General features: G+C 40.4%; 21 protein-coding genes. 12 read left to right on the top strand and 9 right to left on the bottom strand.

Features of this window, described 5'->3' with window-relative positions; all coding sequences use genetic code 11:
- Positions 1–21 precede the first annotated feature (21 nt).
- Positions 22–678 carry an alpha/beta hydrolase gene (locus tag FLM47_RS00530; RefSeq protein WP_008109038.1) on the bottom strand — a complete coding sequence of 219 codons (657 nt, stop codon included), beginning with the start codon at positions 676–678 and terminating at the stop codon, positions 22–24.
- Complete coding sequence (gene cyaY, locus FLM47_RS00525) at positions 675–998, bottom strand: iron donor protein CyaY (RefSeq protein ID WP_008109036.1); 324 nt, start codon at positions 996–998, stop codon at positions 675–677. Before cyaY ends, FLM47_RS00530 begins: the two co-directional genes overlap by 4 nt.
- Positions 999–1146: 148 nt before the next feature.
- On the opposite strand from cyaY, the gene FLM47_RS00520 reads away from it, so the two are divergent.
- From FLM47_RS00520 to FLM47_RS00485, 8 genes are all read left to right on the top strand, one after another.
- Positions 1147–1326, top strand: coding sequence for a lipoprotein (locus FLM47_RS00520; protein ID WP_010392638.1), 180 nt, complete (start codon positions 1147–1149; stop codon positions 1324–1326).
- Positions 1327–2580, top strand: coding sequence for a diaminopimelate decarboxylase (gene lysA / locus FLM47_RS00515; RefSeq protein WP_054202878.1), 1254 nt, complete (start codon positions 1327–1329; stop codon positions 2578–2580).
- Between the two features lie 64 nt (positions 2581–2644).
- Positions 2645–3475, top strand: a complete 831-nt coding sequence (gene dapF / locus FLM47_RS00510) for a diaminopimelate epimerase (protein ID WP_008109029.1) — start codon at positions 2645–2647, stop codon at positions 3473–3475.
- On the top strand, positions 3472–4083 hold the full coding sequence (locus tag FLM47_RS00505) for a DUF484 family protein (RefSeq protein WP_010392634.1): 612 nt from the start codon (positions 3472–3474) through the stop codon (positions 4081–4083). Before dapF ends, FLM47_RS00505 begins: the two co-directional genes overlap by 4 nt.
- Complete coding sequence (locus FLM47_RS00500) at positions 4080–5024, top strand: tyrosine recombinase XerC (protein WP_075170870.1); 945 nt, start codon at positions 4080–4082, stop codon at positions 5022–5024. Before FLM47_RS00505 ends, FLM47_RS00500 begins: the two co-directional genes overlap by 4 nt.
- Positions 5025–5034: 10 nt before the next feature.
- Positions 5035–5742, top strand: coding sequence for an HAD-IA family hydrolase (locus FLM47_RS00495; protein WP_178954534.1), 708 nt, complete (start codon positions 5035–5037; stop codon positions 5740–5742).
- Positions 5743–6804: 1062 nt separating this feature from the next.
- Positions 6805–8100 (top strand): hypothetical protein, encoded by a 1296-nt coding sequence (locus FLM47_RS00490; RefSeq protein ID WP_178954532.1) that lies wholly within the window; start codon positions 6805–6807, stop codon positions 8098–8100.
- A 33-nt stretch (positions 8101–8133) separates the two neighbouring features.
- The gene (locus FLM47_RS00485) at positions 8134–8493 is read left to right on the top strand and encodes a HopJ type III effector protein (protein WP_178954530.1); all 360 of its coding nucleotides are present in this window, start codon (positions 8134–8136) and stop codon (positions 8491–8493) included.
- A gap of 38 nt (positions 8494–8531) precedes the next feature.
- On the opposite strand, the gene FLM47_RS00480 is transcribed toward FLM47_RS00485, so the two are convergent.
- The gene (locus FLM47_RS00480; protein ID WP_178954529.1) at positions 8532–8951 is read right to left on the bottom strand and encodes an N-acetyltransferase; all 420 of its coding nucleotides are present in this window, start codon (positions 8949–8951) and stop codon (positions 8532–8534) included.
- Positions 8952–8991: 40 nt separating this feature from the next.
- Entirely contained in the window at positions 8992–9297 is a 306-nt protein-coding gene (locus FLM47_RS00475) for a DUF6482 family protein (RefSeq protein WP_008109023.1), read from the bottom strand.
- Positions 9298–9388: 91 nt separating this feature from the next.
- Here FLM47_RS00475 and FLM47_RS00470 point away from each other — a divergent pair, with 91 nt between their 5' ends.
- The 3 genes from FLM47_RS00470 to FLM47_RS00460 all read left to right on the top strand — a co-directional run bounded on the left by FLM47_RS00470 (position 9389) and on the right by FLM47_RS00460 (position 11785).
- Positions 9389–10078: a pseudouridine synthase gene (locus FLM47_RS00470; protein ID WP_178954527.1), complete on the top strand. Its 690-nt coding sequence runs from the start codon at positions 9389–9391 to the stop codon at positions 10076–10078.
- A 111-nt stretch (positions 10079–10189) separates the two neighbouring features.
- Positions 10190–10564 (top strand): BlaI/MecI/CopY family transcriptional regulator, encoded by a 375-nt coding sequence (locus FLM47_RS00465; protein WP_054202882.1) that lies wholly within the window; start codon positions 10190–10192, stop codon positions 10562–10564.
- A 9-nt stretch (positions 10565–10573) separates the two neighbouring features.
- Positions 10574–11785, top strand: a complete 1212-nt coding sequence (locus FLM47_RS00460) for a TonB family protein (RefSeq protein WP_178954525.1) — start codon at positions 10574–10576, stop codon at positions 11783–11785.
- A gap of 75 nt (positions 11786–11860) precedes the next feature.
- On the opposite strand, the gene FLM47_RS00455 is transcribed toward FLM47_RS00460, so the two are convergent.
- Positions 11861–12244 carry an MAPEG family protein gene (locus tag FLM47_RS00455; RefSeq protein WP_178954523.1) on the bottom strand — a complete coding sequence of 128 codons (384 nt, stop codon included), beginning with the start codon at positions 12242–12244 and terminating at the stop codon, positions 11861–11863.
- Positions 12245–12486: 242 nt separating this feature from the next.
- On the opposite strand from FLM47_RS00455, the gene FLM47_RS00450 reads away from it, so the two are divergent.
- Positions 12487–13368 carry a DMT family transporter gene (locus FLM47_RS00450; protein ID WP_178954521.1) on the top strand — a complete coding sequence of 294 codons (882 nt, stop codon included), beginning with the start codon at positions 12487–12489 and terminating at the stop codon, positions 13366–13368.
- 38 nt (positions 13369–13406) lie between these two features.
- Here the strand turns inward: FLM47_RS00450 and FLM47_RS00445 are convergent, their stop codons facing one another.
- The 4 genes from FLM47_RS00445 to FLM47_RS00430 form a co-directional block, all read right to left on the bottom strand.
- Positions 13407–13724, bottom strand: coding sequence for a multidrug efflux SMR transporter (locus FLM47_RS00445; RefSeq protein ID WP_178954519.1), 318 nt, complete (start codon positions 13722–13724; stop codon positions 13407–13409).
- The gene (locus FLM47_RS00440) at positions 13724–15256 is read right to left on the bottom strand and encodes a bifunctional GNAT family N-acetyltransferase/carbon-nitrogen hydrolase family protein (RefSeq protein ID WP_010392609.1); all 1533 of its coding nucleotides are present in this window, start codon (positions 15254–15256) and stop codon (positions 13724–13726) included. The genes FLM47_RS00445 and FLM47_RS00440 overlap by 1 nt, the downstream gene beginning before the upstream one ends.
- Before the next feature lie 88 nt (positions 15257–15344).
- On the bottom strand, positions 15345–16193 hold the full coding sequence (locus tag FLM47_RS00435) for an MBL fold metallo-hydrolase (RefSeq protein WP_178954517.1): 849 nt from the start codon (positions 16191–16193) through the stop codon (positions 15345–15347).
- A gap of 75 nt (positions 16194–16268) precedes the next feature.
- Positions 16269–18557: a penicillin acylase family protein gene (locus FLM47_RS00430; protein ID WP_178954515.1), complete on the bottom strand. Its 2289-nt coding sequence runs from the start codon at positions 18555–18557 to the stop codon at positions 16269–16271.
- Positions 18558–18580 lie beyond the last annotated feature (23 nt).

Raw genomic sequence — 18580 nt, 5'->3', positions numbered from 1 at the left:
TGACCCTCAGCGGCTCCTAAACTAACTTAAGCGAGAAATTAACCATTGGCGCACAGCTTGTAACTCTTGTGTACAAACCTGATGCCCCATTGGGTATTCTTGCCAACTTACATCCATGTTATGCGTTGATAATACTTCGAACGCACTTCTACCCGCGCTATGCGGTACAACGTCATCTTGGCTACCATGAGCCATAAATATATTTAACTGTGTTTGTTTTGCTTCATCTGCCAATTTATGTGGCACACACATGTAGGTTGACAGCGCCATTACACCAGCCAGCTTTTGTTCTAAACGCGGTGCTAAATGAAGCGATACAACGCCACCTTGCGAAAAGCCCGCTAAAATAATTTTACTGGCAGGTATGCCGTTAGCAATTTCTTGTGTAATGAGTTGCTCAACTTTTGCAGCTGATTCTCTAACCCCTTGCTCATCGGCACGTTTATCTAAATCCATAGATTTAATGTCGTACCATGAGCGCATTTGCATACCGCCATTAACTGTAACAGCCTGCATAGGCGCGTGCGGAAAAATAAAACGCACTCCTAACTCAGTAGGTAAGTCGAGCTGCGGGGCAACAGGTGCAAAACCATCACCTGAATCACCTAAGCCATGCAGCCAAATCACCGTGGCTTTATGGGCGCTTTGCGCTGGGTATTCTACAAACCCTAAACTCATAGTGTTGATTGCCATTTAATTTCTTGACCCGCTTGGCGTGTAGACGCTTCGTTAATGAAGCTCCAAAACTCTGCACCCGAGCGGTTATCAATCCATTGCCCATCACGCATTTCAAAATGGTGACCATTAAATTTTGTTGCTACCCATACTTGGTGCAAAGGTGCTTGCTTATTAATCACAATCTTACTGCGATCTGGAAAAATAATTTCTAAAATACCTTGAGCAGATTCATAATCTAAATCTGCTTCACAATCATCAACTTGTTCTTCAATAGTGAACATAAGAGCTTCTGCTAACTGGTGATATTCGTGATCAGTCATCGTTAATTTCCTTTGCAGGCGAGGCGCCTAAATAATGGGTGCATGTTTATAGAGCTAGTGTAACAGGAATAAAATCATCCGCGAATAGCTGCATTTTTTAGATATTCTGTTACTCTGCGATTATAAAGCCAGCAACCGTATTAATCTAATGAAAGCGACATATACCTTACAATTAAAACAACTATTAATCAGCACCGTATTGTTGTGTGCATTAGCTGGCTGTGGCCAAAGCGGCCCGCTGTACTTACCCGAGCAGCCTGCTGAACAAAACCAGCCAACTGACATTCCTAACAAACAAACACCCGCCGAACAACAACAGGAGCAGTAAATGGATTTTTTTAATTATAAAAACAACCAACTATTTGCTGAAGATGTCAGCGTAGCAACCATTGCACAGCACTATGGTACGCCGTGTTATGTGTATTCCAGAGCCACGTTTGAACGCCATTATTTAGCGTTTGCTAATGCGACTCAAGATCACAAAAGCCTAGTGTGTTATGCCGTTAAAGCAAATTCAAATATTGCGGTGTTAAACATATTGGCACGACTTGGAGCGGGTTTTGATATTGTCTCAAAAGGCGAATTAGCACGGGTGATAAAAGCCGGAGGCGCTGCTAACAAAGTGGTATTTTCTGGGGTTGCTAAAACGGCTGACGAAATTGCTTATGCGTTAGAATTAGGTATTAAATGCTTTAACGTTGAGTCAATTTCAGAGCTTGAGCGCATTTCAGAAGTGGCCTGCGAGCTTAATTTAGACGCGCCAATTTCTATTCGTGTTAATCCCGATATTGATGCCAAAACACATCCGTATATTTCTACTGGACTTAAAGAAAATAAGTTTGGTATTGGAATCGAGTCTGCATTAAGTGTGTATCAACATGCGGCATCATTACCTGGCTTAACGATTGTTGGCGTAGATTGCCATATTGGCTCACAGCTTACACAAACCAAACCGTTTTTAGAGGCGCTTGATAAACTACTGGCATTAATTGATGAATTAAAAAATGCAGGTATTGAGCTAAGCCATTTAGATATAGGTGGAGGCCTTGGAGTAACCTACGACGACGAACAACCTCCACACCCAAGTGAATATGCAGCACAAGTAACGCAGCGCCTTGCAAATTACCGTCACCTAGAACTGATTTTTGAGCCCGGGCGAGCCATTGCCGCAAACGCGGGGATTTTAGTAACACAAGTTGAGTTTATTAAACAAAACCAAGACAAGTATTTTGCGATTGTAGATGCGGGTATGAACGACATGTTACGCCCATCACTGTATCAAGCATGGCAAAAAATTATTCCTGTATCAGTGCGTGATGACGAAACACCTACACACAACTATGACGTGGTTGGGCCGGTGTGTGAAACCGGTGACTTTTTAGGTAAAGACCGACCACTGGCACTCAAACAAGGTGATTTGTTAGTACAGCGAAGCGCTGGAGCCTATGGTTTTACCATGAGCTCAAATTATAACTCACGTCCACGAGTTGCCGAAATAATGGTCGATGGTGAGCAACATCACCTTATTCGCGAACGCGAAACTATCGAAAGCTTATACCAAGGTGAGAAAGTTTTACCATAAACGTTTTTGCCAACTAGCTGCTCTGTGGCATGATTAGCACAGAGCAAAACCGAATTAGAGCGCTATGTTAGTTAATTTTTCCAAAATGCACGGCTTAGGTAACGACTTTGTTGTGATTGATAACATTACACAAAACGTTTTTTTATCTCGTGATCAAATCAAAAAGCTGGCCGATCGCCATTTCGGCATTGGGTTTGATCAACTACTGATGGTTGAAGCCCCTTACTCACCCGATCTCGATTTTCACTATCGTATTTTTAACGCTGACGGCCACGAAGTAGAACAATGTGGTAACGGTGCGCGCTGCTTTGCCCGCTTTGTACGCATGAAAGGCTTAACCAATAAACATAAAATCAGCGTGTCGACTAAGTCTGGTAATCTCACCCTGTATATTGAAAAAGACGGTCAAGTAACCGTTAATATGGGTCACCCTAATTTTGAGCCAAATAAAATTCCACTCAAAGCAACCAAACGTGAGCTGACTTATATTATTCGCGCAGAAGAGCATACCGTTTTTAGTGGTGCCGTATCTATGGGTAACCCTCATTGCGTAATGGAAGTAGACGATATAGAAACAGCCCAAGTGGATACCCTAGGCCCGTTGCTTGAAAACCATGAGCGTTTTCCACAACGCGCGAACATTGGCTTTATGCAGGTTATCTCTCAAGAGCACATTAAACTCAGAGTATGGGAGCGTGGTGTAAGCGAAACACTTGCTTGCGGTACCGGCGCGTGTGCTGCCATGGTGATTGGTTTTATCCAAAATAAGCTCACCAGTACAGTACAAGTTGATTTACCCGGCGGTAGCTTACAAGTGCGCTGGAGTGGCGAGGGCCATCCAGTGCGTATGACAGGTCCCGCTGAACATGTATTTGATGGGCAAGTGGCACTATGAGTGAATTAACTAAACAGCAAGTAATAGATTACTTACAACAGCATCCTGATTTTTTAATTGAGCAACCTAAGCTGTTAGCGCAACTTGAGTTACAACAGCAAGTACAGGGTGCTACTTCATTAGTGCATATTCAGCAGCGCCAATTACGCGAGCACAATACACAGCTAAAAAATCAAATAGACAGCATGAGCAAAAATGCGACCCAGAATGAACTGGTTTATCGTTTATTTAGCCAATGTCACCGACAGCTGTGGAGTAATTACGACTTTAATACACTGGCCAGTAACTTACGCAATATTATTTGTATGAGCCCGACTATTAATGAATGCAAACTCGTTAGATACGATAATGCCTTTGAAGAGTTAGTAAAGCATAGACTGTCAGATAGTAATCATTATTTAGGCCGTGTAAATCAGCAAGAACGCGACTTACTCTTCAACAATGATACCCAATCGACCGCACTTTATTTAATTGGTGAGCCGAGTAACCCCTACGCAATTTTGGCTTTTGGCAGCCACGATGAAAACCACTTTGAGCCCTCACAAGATAACTTATTTGTATTAGATTTTGTGCGCTCATTGCAAATACGGTTACTGGAACTGGCATGAGCGATAACGCGCCAAATATAAGCGACTTAAGCGATAGCTGGCGTACACCCATTACATTATTTAGTGATTACTTAAAATTTGAACGTCAATATTCAGCGCACACCGTTAATCAGTATGTCAGCCAATTAGGTTTTGCCGCCTTGTATTTTAATAAACTGTGCGATAATTGGTTTGCGGTACAAAGTGAGCATATTCGTCGTTACAGTATGGCACTGCGGGCAAAACAATTAAGTGGCAGAACAATCAGCTTAAAATTAAGCTGCATACGTAGTTTGTATAAATTTTTAAAAGCAAAAAATATTACTGAGCAAGCGCATTACCATAATCCGGCACAGGGCATAAAAGGCCCTAAATTTGCGCGGCCTTTACCTAAAAATCTTGATGTTGACCAAATGGCTCGTTTACTCGAAATACCCGATGATGATCCACTTGCCATTCGTGATAAAGCGATGATGGAACTGATGTATTCATCAGGTTTACGCATTAGTGAGTTAGTTGGCGCTAACATGCAAGATATAAACACTCGTAGCGGTGAAATATTAGTGCGAGGCAAAGGCGCCAAAGAACGCCTAATACCGGTTGGCTCTAAAGCACTTGAGGCGTTAAACAATTGGCTAGCAGTTCGCCCACTATTTATGGGCTCAGATGAACATGCAGTATTTTTGAGTAGCAAAAAAAGCCGTATTTCTGTACGCCAAGTTCGTTTGCGTATGCAAGAATGGGGGATAAAGCAAGGTATTAGCTCGCAAGTTCATCCGCATAAATTACGCCACTCATTTGCGTCGCATATTTTAGAGTCGTCTGGGGATTTACGAGCAGTGCAAGAATTATTAGGCCACAGTAGTTTATCTGCAACCCAAGTCTATACTCATTTAGATTTTCAGCACTTAGCTAAGGTGTACGATAACACCCACCCACGTGCTAAAAAAAGAACCGATTAGAGCAGCAACTATGATCCGATTTAATCGCGCAATTTCTCCTTTTTCTGTGCTGAGTTTTGACTTAGACGACACCTTGTACGATAACCGCCCTATCATAACCGCAGCCGTTCAGGCGCAAATTGATTATTTAAATGCGCTACCAGGCTACAAAAAACAAGGACCACAGTTTTGGCAGCAATGCCGTGAACTCGCAGCACTACAGCAGCCAGAGCTTATTGATGACGTCACACAATGGCGTAAGCATACCTTGCGCTTAGTATTGTCTGAATTAGGTTTTAAAGGTGATGAAATAGAGCATCATGCAAATAAGGCGTATCAAGCATTTTCAGATGAGCGAAGCAATATTACGGTGAGTGAAGACGTACTAATATTGCTTGATAAACTAAGTCAACACTACAAATTGATTGCCATTACTAACGGTAATGTCGAGGTTGAGCGATTTAATTTAAAAGGTAAGTTTGAACTGGTGTTACAAGCTGGCTTCCATGGTAAAGCCAAACCACACACAACATTATTTGATCAAGCCGCAACACATTTACGTATCAAAAACAGTGATATTTTACACATAGGTGATAGCCTTGATAGCGATGTACAAGGTGCTAACAATGCTGGCTGTCAGTCTGTATGGTTAAATAATCAAGCACAAGCCTATGCCTATAAAGGGCTGGCTGATATTGAAATTACGACGATTCATGACTTAGCGCACTTTATTCAATAAACTAAAATACAACTAAGAGTTTAAGATGAGCCATTATACCAAGTTAATAACCTTACTATTAATTGGTTAACTTAGCCTCAATGCTTATCTATTATGGCCAGAACAAGTAGCTTTTGTCAGCAAAAAAGAAATCCAAAACTCATCTGTAAAAGCGCTTAAAGCGTCTCAAAATGAGCTACTTGCTAAAGCTAAACAACAATTTAGACAACACCAGTTTGACGAGGCTTTTAATACTTACCAGCAACTAAAGCAACGCTCCTCAGCCCTTGCTCGCACAATTTACTCTTCATGGGTTTTGCAATTAAAAACGTGGCTAAATGCTAACCTAGTTCTTAGCGAAGCACTGTTAAACACACTATTAAATCAAGACCCTTACAATACAGAATTACTTATATTACAGATCGATTATTCAATAAATGATGAGCAAATTCAAAATGCAATCATTGCGCTGTTTGAACTACAACCGTTGTAAAATGAGCAACATCAAAGCACTTTAAATGTGCGCTTGGGAAATTTAACAAAAACCGAACTTCATAGTTTAAGTGAGCAACAAAATTGGCAAGAAATTATCGCACAAACCCAAATCTGGCTCTCGATTATCAAAACAACAATAGCAATTTTTTATACGTACGTACTCGTGTCTATTACCAGCAAAGCGACTTTATAAGCGCATTAACTACTCTAAATCGCAAGGTGGCTTTACTCCTCTTACCCCTTACGGCGCGCATTATTTAATTAGTAACGAGCTAAATTAATGATAGATGCCGGCGCAAGTATTACCTCTCTTTCGAGTAATGTTATTAGCCAACTTCCCCCGAGGCCCTTTATTTAAACGATGTAACAGTAAACACTGCAAATGGGAAAATTTAAGTTAAGCGCTATCAAGTTGAGTCTTTTAAAGTAGGTGAGCAACTAATTTACGACTTTGAAGTGCTCAGTATCGAAAATATCCACGGCCAAGGCTTATTAGGGATGAACTTTTTATCGCGATTTAATTTTAATATAAATCAACAAAAAAATGAGTTAGAGTTAAGCTTCAAATAACTATAAATAGGGAAGTTTATGCGTATTATTTTATTTTTAATTCTTTGCATTTGGCAGTGCAGCGCTCAAGCCACAACTTACTTTGTAAAAGATAAAAGCTGTGAAAACACTTCAGACACTCTGGTCATTAAAACTGAGATAACGTTATCAAAGTCAGATGACGAAGCAAAAGCACAAAAAGACTTAAGAGCCGAAGCTTTATCTAAGTTTAAAAATGCCACAAAGAAATCGAGTGATAGCCAGATTCATATTAAAGAAAAGTTTCTAATTATACGAGAAACTAATCAAAATAACCTTTCTAGCTCAGACAAAAGACACTTACATTATACAGCTTATTTTACACCGTCTAAAAACTGTAATGAACAACAAGCAATGTCAAAAGCTGTTTTTATTGAAGGAGAGCACTTATTTGGCATCCTGCAATCAACAGAAAATAAAATAACAATTTCTTTTAAAAATAAAAAACCCTTATTTAAAGAGTTTGATAGTAAGTTAGTTAAGCCAAATTTCTTCTTTGGCACAAAATTTGGTCAAAGTACGCAGGAAGTAGCTCATATACTAGGATTACACAGCTTGGAGCTCAAAAGCGAAAACAAATTAATCCGCGTTTATGGCAGAAACCATGCTTTGCATTTCATTAATAATCAATTGGTAGGCTATCAGTTTCATTTAAATTTATTGCCCATGCAAATTAATAATGTGCTCACACTGGAAAATAAAGAGCTTAAAATCAAACTCAATAATGATGTGGTTGTAGAAGCAGCGGCTCCTATAACGCCTCTACAAATAAAGGCATTAAAGAAAAAATTTGTAAATGTTGAAACCGCATACTACAAGTCATCAGACACAAAAATAGAACAAAGGCTGATAGGACTTTCCCAAGGGCAGCTAATAGGCAAAGTCGCATTCAATAAGCACTGTATTAAAAGCTTTACCGCTAAAGCCGATGGTAATTTTAATAAAAATTTAAACACATCATTAAAACTAATCAGTTCCTCTGAAAAAAATATCAATGTTACTCCATGCAGCGAGTTCTTATATGAGGAAGCTGACTCTATTGCCAAGCTAAAACTTTTTGAACCTATCTCTACTAATAATATAAAACTCGCGGCATTAGCGGACTATTTTAAGCAAGGAAATAGTTGGGAGTTTTCGGATATAAAGTACAAAGATCCTGTTGCAAACCTTGCACAGTTAGGTGATTACTATGAGCTTTTTGATTCAGTAGAATTTACGTCACAATACTGGGATGGTTATTTCTATATTAATGATGGAAAGCTTTTAAATGCAGAGCTTACTAGCAACGATTTTTAATATTCTCATAACTTTATATTTAAAAGGATAAAAATGTTACTACTAGACTTTTTACAGCAACTAGCAAACAATCCAAAAAAAATTCAATTTACCAACACAATGGCGGTGATTGAAGCACATTATGACTTTACTGCATGTGGATTTAATAACCATGGGTTATTAAGCTCTGCGAGTGAAAATAATGGTTCGTGCAAAATTTTTGCATTTGCTAAGCTCAACGGTCTTAGTAAACAAAATACCTTAGATTGTTTTGGTAAATTTTACCGTGAAGATGTACTAGACAACCCAAATGCCGATGATCACATGAATATTCGTACGTTTATGTTAGCACCAGAAGCAACACCGTTTTTAGGCATTAGCTTTGATGGCACGCCTTTAACCACAAAAGAATAACATAGGGTCTGTTGACCTTTGTGGATTAGACCCTAGCATTATTTAGCCGCTACCAGCGGCTTTTCCATAAAGTAGCGCGTACCACTAAGCGGGTAATTGTTAAGTTGATATTTAACCTGATAACCACGCTTTTCATAGAAAGGTTTGGCTTGAAAATCTAAGGTGTCAAGCTGAGCTTGAACGGCACCCATTTCAATTGCCGCATTTTCAAGTGATGTTAATAACGAGTTAGCCAAGCCTTTGCCTCGTGCCGATTCAGCACACCACAACCAACTTATTAGCAGCCAATTGCCAAATACATGACCACTTATACCGGCAACTAATTCATGCTGTTTATCGAGATATTTAAAGCCGAGAGCTTGGCGCTCTACGTCGAAGTGTTGAGCATTAAACTCAAGCATATTAACACGCAGTGCTTGGTTTAATTGCTCAGTATTTTCTGCCTGCAATAGGTACATTGGCTATTCCAAATAGACCTATTTTAGCAAATACCTGATGTTAAAACAGGTTATTTTGTCCAAAGGGAACTTCAAGCATATTGCTAGAAATTTTTTCCGGTTGACCACACATTTCATCATAAGCGCTGGTATGCCTAAGCATCATTTGCGCGTAGGCAATGTCTTCAAAGCGCTTTTGGATATGTAATGGGCTGACCGCCTTTACAAATTCACCATCGCTTTCTTGTACATAGTATTCAACATTATTAATGACAACAGACACTTGATACAAGGCCATTTCCAGTGAATGAACCACCACTTTTTGTAATGGCTGATGCTTTTTTAGTTCTGAAAATTGAATACCCATATTAACCTACCTACTGTTAAATTAACTGTCCAAGTAATCAATACGCAGCTTTGCTATAATCGCGATCAGATTTTTTTAATTACGCGCTATCATGGATACAAAAATTCGACTCGCAAAGTACATAGCGCATGCCGGCGTGTGCTCTCGCAAACAAGCCTCGCGTTTGATTGATGAAGGTGTGGTCATGGTTAATAATCGCCCCGCAAATCATATTGATCATGTGGACGAAAACGACAGTGTCATTGTTAATGGCCAAGCCATTAAAGGCCCGGCCGATTTAGTCTACTTTGCTTATCACAAACCTCTAGGAATTGATTGTAAACTCAATCAGCACGACCCAAGCAGCCTTATTCATCATTTACCGCAACTAACACGGGTATACCCTATTGGTCGCCTTGATAAAGACTCACGCGGATTGCTTATTTTGACCAATGATGGGGATTTTTGTAACCAGCTGATCCACCCTGACTTTCATCAGCCTAAACGCTATTTAGTAACCGTCAATAAACCTTTAGATGCGGATTTTTGCGAAAAAATGGCTGCAGGCGTCCCTGTCGACAAGCAAATGACCTTGCCGTGTGAGGTGACTAAAATCACTGACAATCAGTTTAGTATTATTTTAAAACAAGGACTTAATCGACAAATTCGTAAAATGGCGCATTACTGTGGTTACAAAGTGATTGATTTATACCGCGTACAAATAAGTGAATTACTGTTAGACCATTTAAATTTACCTGAAAACCAGTTTATAAAAATTAATAAAAGCGACATTTTAGGCTAACAAGCTCACGCTACCCCCTCACTTTAATGCGATTAAAAAATATAAAATAAACTTGCAAAAATAGATTACAAGTGTAGTCTTAAATTAAAGATTACACTTGTAGGCAATAAAATGATCGAATTATCAAAAGCAGAATTTGAAGTACTCGATGCGCTATGGATTAGCTACCCCGCTAATGCCAGCCAAATTATTGAGCGCTTGAGTGATGATAAACAATGGCACGAAAAAACCATTAAAACCTTACTAGGTCGATTAGTTAAAAAAGGAGCGCTTAGCTTCGAAAAAGAAGGCCGCCAATATATTTACACCCCCTGTATAAATCGTGCTGATTACACCCAAAAAGAAAGCCAGAACTTTATTGAGCGTTTTTTTAGTGGCCGCATAGCTCCGTTGGTAAGTGGTTTTGCAAAATCAGAAAAACTCTCTCAACAAGATATAAACGAGCTTAAAAAAGTCATAGATGACTGGGAAAAAAACCAAAAGTAAGGGATTCTCATGATTATTCAAACAAGCTTTAATTGGCTAATAGAGCAACAACTATTATTGAGTCTGTTGTTTGCAGGATTTGTTTTACTTGAGCGCTTTGGCTTAAAAGCAATTGGTTCGCAGCTTATTTATAAATTAGTGTGGTTAATACCAGCCTCGCTGCTTGTCGCTAATTTACCCAATGCAATTAGACCATTACAAAACAGTCCAATTAGTCATTATATCATTACTCCAAATCAACCATTAATAAGCACTATTAGTATTAACTGGGCGCTATTTTATGTAGTTATTACGGCACTGCTTTTATTCGCCACTTGGATTATTCACCGCCGATTTGTAAGCAACCTACAGCTTTGTGAAGTAACAAATTTACAAGCAGAAATAAGCTCAGGGGTAAAAACCTTTACTAGTCATCAAGTGGCAACACCTATGGTAATTGGGGTACTAAATAGCAAGCTAGTTTTACCACACAACTACAATACTCTGTTTGATAAAGCCACATTGGCGCTTATTTTAGAGCACGAAAATGTGCATATAAAACGCAAAGATAACCTAACAAATGCGCTGCTATTACTGGCTACAATTTTAATGTGGTTTAACCCTTTAGCTTGGATGGCATACGCAAGCTGTAGACGTTTGCAGGAGCTAACTTGTGATGAACGGGTACTAAGTAATAAAACCACACAGCAACAAATTTTATACAGCAAAGCCTTAGTAAACTGCGCTGCCAATGCGCCAGCAGGTCTGATGGCTTATTCACACTACGGAGATAAAAAAACCATGTTACAACGACTTACTAATATCAAACATAACGGCGCACATTCGCGCCTAGCAAAAGGAAGCGCGTTACTTATAGCAGCAAGCTTGCTCAGTGGCTTAGCAGTAGCAAAGCAACCTGAAGCATCAGCTAAAAAAGAAACATCTATCGCTCCCGTGATGCGAATCGAACCGCTTTACCCAAAACAAGCGGCGGAACAAGGCATTAGCGGTTCAGTGGTATTAAAATACGACATAACCCCAGCAGGCAAAACAGCTAACATTACTGTTGTAAAAGCTGAGCCAGAAGCAGTCTTTAATAAAGAGGCAAAAAAAGCACTGATGCAATGGCAATATACGCCTTCATCAATAGGGCAACAGAACGTACTGATACAACTTGATTTTGCACTTAATAGTACAGTTGCAAAAAGTGATTTGGTAGAGCGAATTAAAGTATCGCATTAATGCTATTGAGTTATTTAAGACTATAAAGCAAGCACCCTTTTAGGCTGCTTGCTTTGTGGTTTTTGCTTATTCTCGTTATAAACTGACGGCGATCATGCCAATAGCGGTTCCCATGCCTACCAGCCAAGTGATCGAGCGAATAATATCGAGGTTTAAATAATAAAAAGTACAAAATAAAATACGCGCTACAATATGCGTCATCGCTAAAGTTTCGGTTACGGCATTAACATTGTTTGTGCCTAATACAGCAGCCAAAGCAACGGCAAAAACCGCTAACGATTCAAAACAGTTTTGATGAGCAGCCAGCGCCCGTGCTCCGAGTCCTGTAAGTTGTGTTTGTTGTTGCCGCGGATGTTTATTATCGTAACCACCGAGCTTATTCATTTCTATAATAGCTGGGATTCTCGCAACATAAGGCATGATCACTGCAATTAAGGCGCAAACCAATAAAGTCGTCATTATCATTCTCAAGTTATTTTTTATAACTCAAAATAACACAGCAAATAGAAAAAAGCCGCCAAATATAAATAACCTGAGTTCTGGCGGCTAGCAGTAACATCCCAGACACTATAGCCGATTTAAGCAGTGCGTCACTGTGGCAAATTGTCGCAGGTGATGAATATTCATTATGCCTTTTTGATGATCGCTTTCATGTCACAGTACTGCTAAATTACTCCTCCGCTTATTGTATGTTGTTTAAGATGATTTGGATTTTACTGACTATTTTTGCTGCATTTATGCAGTCATGGCGCAATGCTCTGCAAAGTAAATTAAGCACTCATGTGAGCATTGCTGGCGTTACATTAGCCCGCTTTATTATGGCAAGCCCTATTGCTGGGCTGTATTTATATGCGCTTTATTATTACCAAGATGCTCCCTTTCCTTCATTCAACCCTTTATTTATTAGCTACATTATTGGTGCCAGCATAGTGCAAATTATTGCCACGGGACTCATGGTTAAATTATTTAAAATGAATAATTTTGCTGTAGGCGCCGGCCTAGCTAAAAGTGAAGCGCTTATGGCGGCCATACTCGGGTTGCTGTTTTTTGGCTCAACGCTTTCATTACTTGGTTGGTTTGGCGTGTTTATTGGTGCAATTGCGGTATTGCTATTAAGTGGTATCGCCAATGTGAAACACTTTAGCTTAAAAACAGCATTAATAGGACTTACCTGCGGCACTTCGTTTGCGTTGTCATCGTCATGGATCAGAGAAGCCAGCTTGAGTTCGGGGATTGCTTTTCCGTATGCGCCTGCATGGGTTTTATTGCTTGTTATTAGTTTACAAACACTGATGCTGTGTATTTATATTGCCTTAAAGGAACGCGATACATTTAAAACTATGTTTCAGCATAAGGGCATGACTTGTACGGTGAGTATATTTAGTTGCTTGGGATCAATAGGTTGGTTTAGCGCAATGAGCTTGCAGCATGTTGCCTATGTAAAAACGCTCGGCCAGATAGAAGTATTTTTTACGATGTTAATTGCTGTTTTATGGTTAAAACAACCGCTAAAACGCCAAGATAGCGCTGGGCTATTATTGATTGCAGTGGCCGCGATATTGGTAATGCTGCCGAGCAGCTAAACAAGCGCAGGTATCAACCTGCGCTTGTTTTTTAATGACTAATGACTAATTTTTAGGGTGATCACACCGCAAATAATCATTAACACACCAGCAATACGACCAAACGTGGTGGCATCACCGTAAAATAATATACCCACTAAAAACGTACCAGCGGCACCAATACCTGTCCATACTGCGTACGACGTGCCCATAGATATTTGCTTTTGCGCCAACCACAACATAAAGCCGCTCGCGACCATAAACGCAATGGCAATCGCGATGCCCTGCCAACGAGTTTCAGGGGTTTGAGAAATTTTTAACCCTATAGGCCAGCCAATCTCAAGTAACCCAGCAATAATTAAATACATCCACGCCATTAAATATCTCTCTTTTTCAATATCACTTCATACAAATCGTGACGGCGGTCTTTTAAGTTACGCACTGTCCCTTCACTGTGAAGAATTTTTAACTTATCCATATCTAAGTCGCTAAATAATAACATTTCTGTATTGGTGGTGGCTTCATTTAGTGTGGCATCGTGCGGAAATGAAAAGTCCGATGGGGTTAGTACCGCCGACTGTGAAAACTGCACATCTAAGCTTTCTACTTCAGGTAAGTTACCCACAGAGCCTGCAATAACCACATAACATTCGTTTTCAATGGCACGTGCTTGGGCACAATGGCGTACACGCAAGTAACTATTTTTAGTGTCAGTCCAAAATGGCACAAATAAAATATCCAAACCTTGGGTGGCCAAAATACGTGACAACTCAGGAAATTCGACATCATAACAAATTTGAATACCTACACGGCCTGCATCTGTATCGAATACAGCAATTTTATCACCGCCTTGGATCACCCAATCATTTTGTTCATGCGGGGTAATATGAATTTTACGTTGCTCGTCTATTTTACCGCTGCGATGGCATAAATAACTAACGTTATATATTTTATCGTCTTCGGCAAGCGGCATTGAGCCGGTAATAATGTTGGCGTTGTATTCTATCGCCATACGCGACATGGCGTTTTTAAAGGTCTCAGTGTATTCGGCTAAATACCGAATTGCCTCGGTTTGATTACTTTGCTCGGTTAATCCCATCAGTGGCGCATTAAAAAACTCAGGGAATAAAATAAAATCGCTTTTGTAATCAGATACCGTATCAACAAAGTATTCAACTTGCTTAAGCATTTCTTCAACCGATTCAACACAGCGCATTTGCCATTGCACAGCCCCTACCCGTACGATTGATTTAGTTGACTCAATAACGGTGTCGGTTGGCTCATACATAATGTTATTCCACTCAAGTAATGTGGCATAACCGACCGACTCCTGATCTTCAGGTAAGTATTTTTTCAATAATCGTTTAACCTGAAAGTCATTGGCTAATTGAAAACTGAGTATGGGGTCATACAGCTCTTTTTGATCGACCTTAGCAATGTATTCCATCGGGGTCATTTCACTGCTGTGATTGTAATAACGCGGAATACGCCCACCCGCCAAAATAGCGCGTAAGTTATACTGACGGCACAATTCTTTTCGCGCATCATATAAACGACGCCCTAAACGCATGCCTCGGTATTGCTCACTAATAGCAACATCCAAACCGTATAAAGCATCCCCTGTGGTGTCGCTAAATACGCGGTCGTGGCCGTCGGCAATATCTTCATAGGTATGCGGGTTTGAAAAACGCGCATAATCTACCTGTACACTCAGCGCTAAACCCACCAGCACGCCATCATCCACAATACCTATTTGCCCTTCAGGGAATTGATCGATGAGTCTAAAAATAGTATGGCTTGGCCATGCGCCGCCTAGGTCGGGGTAAGCTTCGTCCATCAAGGTTTTAATTTGTGGGTATTGTTCTCGGGTTAAGTTACAAATTTCAAGATGGGTTTTTTCTGCCGACATACGCAACTCCTTGGGGCATGTAAGAATTAAAAAAGCTGAACACATGCTCAGCTTTATTAGGTTTATGCGTTTTTATTCGCGCTGTGCGCTACTTTAAACTGCGATAAAAAAGTGTGGTTACGCGCTCTTTAGGTAACCAATTTGCATATTCAAGACCAAGTTCTGACAATGGGTCTGCTTTAAGTACCTGCTCTAAACTGGCGTCATTTTGCATTGCTTTTAGCATAACATCTTTCGCTTGTTGCAACAGCTTACGATACGTGATCAGTCCTGAACGGTCACTTAGCGGGCCATGACCAGGAATAACTTGGGTTTTATCATCAATCTGATTAATCACATCATCAACCGCCGCTAAAACACCATCAACGCTACCCCCACTGTCTACATCAACAAACGGTAGGCTGCCAAAGTTAAAATAAATGTCTCCCATGTGCACAATATTATCATTATTGAAAAAAATCACCGCATCGCCATCGGTATGGGCATGTTGATAATGCACAACATGCGCTTGCTCATTATTAAAGTGCAGTGTTAAATCATCACCAAAACTAATTCGTGGTAGGTAATCCGACCCTTCGCCATGTTTTTCTTTTAGGCGTTTATGTACATTATTGTGGGCAATAACATGGGCTCCGGCTTTAGCAAAGTTTTCGTTACCACCGGTGTGATCGCCATGATGATGAGTGTTAATTACAAACTCTGCACTGCCTGGCTTTAAGTCGCTAATGGTTTTTTTAATATCGTCTGAGAGTTTGGCAAACTGATCATCAATGATATATATGCCATCATCCCCTACGCAGGCTGCAATGTTGCCACCTTGTCCGTATAGGACGTATACATGCTCGCTCAGTTGCTTAGCTGTAACTGGGTTGTCATCCGCCGCCGCGTAGTTGCTTAGTAGTAAAGTCGTTATTAATGCCGGTAGTAATTTTTTCATTGTTGTAACCCTATAATTAATAATCATGGTTATAAAACGTGATAGCAACTTATTTAGCTCACTCTGCATCCAAAGCTAGTCGTTGATAGGCACTATTTCAATTTGATGCATGAATGTTTGCGGTAACAATGGGGTGTGCTTTCCTTCTACATATTCATCAAAACCGGCTCGATAAAACTCAGAAAGTGGGTGCCCTGATTGCCCTCCAGGCACTGTTAAAATGGCACTTTCTAAATATCCAGGCTGGGCAATAAATCGCTGCGATGCGCCAAAACTGGTTTTTTGTACGGCAGGCATATAGCTATCACCAAACCCTGGAGCGGTAGGCATATTTAGTAGCTTACTCAATAGAGGTATTTGTTTAGCAAATGGGTGTTCAATCGCTAATTCGTTTACTTTACCCCATTGCCAGTTTTGAATGTTATTACCAAACTTTGCTGTTAACTGCGTGAGAGTTTGCTCAAAAGCTGCCTGTAATTGCTGCTCCCAATTCGTAAATTGCGGGTTAACCCAACTTGCTGGCTGCGCTTTTATTAACTGCCAAACAGCGGGCTCCAAATCGCGTTTTACATAACTTAATGTACCATCCTGCTGATTGAGGCTGGCTTCAATACTACTAAATAAAATATTTATTAGTTCATCACGATACGTTTTAACTAAAGTATAACCAACGGAGGTTGAGCAGGCGCATTGCTGCCAGTTATCCAGTGCATTGATATAATCTGCATAGTGTTCTGGCTGCTGTTTTAACTGCTCAAGTAATAAGCTATGCCAAGGAGTTAAAAAACGCGCTTGATTGTCTAACTGTAATTGGTAAAAGTCGCCTTCGTTAAACTGCTGTTTTTCAAACAACCGATCGCGTATTTGCGTCGCACGAGCACCTAGGGCATAGCCGCCATTACCAAAACGTGCATTATCCTCAGCAGAGACCACTCGTGAATTCCCTGTCCATAGACGCCCACTCTCAGGGTTTTTAACAAACGGGCGAATAACTTCATTTTGCTGCCAAGTTGCTGCATATTCATTTTCATTAATGGCTAACTCACTGGGTACTGTTCGTGCAGGAATACCGCCCATGTGTTTCCAAGCTGCACTGCCTTGACTATCTACCACCATTAAGTTTTGTACCGGAATACCCACGTTACTTGCAATATTAAGGGCATCATCCACTGTTTCAGCCTGCTCAAGCTGTAACAATTGCATATCAACGGCATACGGCTGATGCGCAGCCCAACTTAGGGCATAAGGCTGATTGTTAATGTATTTAACAGGGCCATACTCACTTAGCGTTAAGGGATAGATTTCATCGTTGCCATTATCCAAGGTAATCACTTCATTTACTTGCCATGTTTTACTGCTATCCGTTAGTGCAACCCAGTCGGCTGTATCTATATAGCCATTAGTAAATCCCCATGCAATTTTATTATTACTGCCAACCACAATGGCAGGTGCTCCTGGTAACGAAACACCGGTTACCTGATACGCTTGATTGTTATGAGTGTAATTAAGCTGCGCTCGATACCAAATAACCGGCACCGCCATTGATAAGTGCATATCATCTGAAAGCATCGCAGCTTGAGTATTAGTTAGATCTGCGGTCACTGCCCAGTTATTACTGCCTACTTCTAAATTAGCAGTAATGCTTTTAATCGCCGCTAATGGCTGCGTTGGTAACTGAGGTATAGTTTGAGAATAAGGTGTTAAAATACTGCCATCTAATGCTGCTTGGTATTGGCTTGGTTGGGTTAAAAATTCAACCATTTTTGCACCGTATTGCTGCTGTATTTGAATTAAAGCTTGGTCGCGCTCAAAGGTAGCGGTTTGTAAATCTAAATACATGCTAAAAATAACTAACAGACTATCTTCGCTTTGCCATGGTTGTTGCTCAGCCCCTGTAAGTAGGTATTCAAAACTTGGGTACCCTACTTGCGCAAGTCCTTCGTTTACCCCTTGTGCATAGCTTTTTAGTAGTTGCTTATCGGCTTGGGGGAGAGTTTTTAAAATTGTTTGGCTACGTTTACGTAATTGATGAAAGCGCATTTTTTTATCAAGAGCGAGCGCGGCTTTACCAAATAGCTCACTGAGCTCACCTGCGGCATTACGTCTAAGTAAATCCATTTGAAAAAAGCGGTCTTGCCCGTGAGCATAACCTAAGCCATAGGCAGCATCGTGGCGAGTTACTGCAGTAATAACAGCTTGGCCAAGCGTATCTCGAGCAACTTTAACTGGCTGCGTTACCGCATCGCTTCGGCCTTTACCATCAAGAGTAGGTAAACTTAGAGTCAACACGCCGTATACAATAGCAGTCCCCCCAAGCGCTAAAACCACAACAATTAATAGCAACCGTTTGATTACTTTAAACATAAACATACCCTTTAGCTTTTTCA

It is taken from the genome of Pseudoalteromonas sp. Scap06 (genome assembly GCF_013394165.1).
Classification (GTDB): Bacteria; Pseudomonadota; Gammaproteobacteria; order Enterobacterales; family Alteromonadaceae; genus Pseudoalteromonas.
This window is presented reverse-complemented; position numbering and strand designations above follow the sequence as displayed.

Bases quoted from the DNA above. Each gene is read 5' to 3' on its own strand.
- FLM47_RS00530 (WP_008109038.1), bottom strand. From the start codon at position 678: ATGAGTTTAGGGTTTGTAGAATACCCAGCGCAAAGCGCCCATAAAGCC.
- cyaY (WP_008109036.1), bottom strand. From the start codon at position 998: ATGACTGATCACGAATATCACCAGTTAGCAGAAGCTCTTATGTTCACT.
- FLM47_RS00520 (WP_010392638.1), top strand. From the start codon at position 1,147: ATGAAAGCGACATATACCTTACAATTAAAACAACTATTAATCAGCACC.
- lysA (WP_054202878.1), top strand. From the start codon at position 1,327: ATGGATTTTTTTAATTATAAAAACAACCAACTATTTGCTGAAGATGTC.
- dapF (WP_008109029.1), top strand. From the start codon at position 2,645: ATGTTAGTTAATTTTTCCAAAATGCACGGCTTAGGTAACGACTTTGTT.
- FLM47_RS00505 (WP_010392634.1), top strand. From the start codon at position 3,472: ATGAGTGAATTAACTAAACAGCAAGTAATAGATTACTTACAACAGCAT.
- FLM47_RS00500 (WP_075170870.1), top strand. From the start codon at position 4,080: ATGAGCGATAACGCGCCAAATATAAGCGACTTAAGCGATAGCTGGCGT.
- FLM47_RS00495 (WP_178954534.1), top strand. From the start codon at position 5,035: ATGATCCGATTTAATCGCGCAATTTCTCCTTTTTCTGTGCTGAGTTTT.
- FLM47_RS00490 (WP_178954532.1), top strand. From the start codon at position 6,805: ATGCGTATTATTTTATTTTTAATTCTTTGCATTTGGCAGTGCAGCGCT.
- FLM47_RS00485 (WP_178954530.1), top strand. From the start codon at position 8,134: ATGTTACTACTAGACTTTTTACAGCAACTAGCAAACAATCCAAAAAAA.
- FLM47_RS00480 (WP_178954529.1), bottom strand. From the start codon at position 8,951: ATGTACCTATTGCAGGCAGAAAATACTGAGCAATTAAACCAAGCACTG.
- FLM47_RS00475 (WP_008109023.1), bottom strand. From the start codon at position 9,297: ATGGGTATTCAATTTTCAGAACTAAAAAAGCATCAGCCATTACAAAAA.
- FLM47_RS00470 (WP_178954527.1), top strand. From the start codon at position 9,389: ATGGATACAAAAATTCGACTCGCAAAGTACATAGCGCATGCCGGCGTG.
- FLM47_RS00465 (WP_054202882.1), top strand. From the start codon at position 10,190: ATGATCGAATTATCAAAAGCAGAATTTGAAGTACTCGATGCGCTATGG.
- FLM47_RS00460 (WP_178954525.1), top strand. From the start codon at position 10,574: ATGATTATTCAAACAAGCTTTAATTGGCTAATAGAGCAACAACTATTA.
- FLM47_RS00455 (WP_178954523.1), bottom strand. From the start codon at position 12,244: ATGACGACTTTATTGGTTTGCGCCTTAATTGCAGTGATCATGCCTTAT.
- FLM47_RS00450 (WP_178954521.1), top strand. From the start codon at position 12,487: ATGATTTGGATTTTACTGACTATTTTTGCTGCATTTATGCAGTCATGG.
- FLM47_RS00445 (WP_178954519.1), bottom strand. From the start codon at position 13,724: ATGGCGTGGATGTATTTAATTATTGCTGGGTTACTTGAGATTGGCTGG.
- FLM47_RS00440 (WP_010392609.1), bottom strand. From the start codon at position 15,256: ATGTCGGCAGAAAAAACCCATCTTGAAATTTGTAACTTAACCCGAGAA.
- FLM47_RS00435 (WP_178954517.1), bottom strand. From the start codon at position 16,193: ATGAAAAAATTACTACCGGCATTAATAACGACTTTACTACTAAGCAAC.
- FLM47_RS00430 (WP_178954515.1), bottom strand. From the start codon at position 18,557: ATGTTTAAAGTAATCAAACGGTTGCTATTAATTGTTGTGGTTTTAGCG.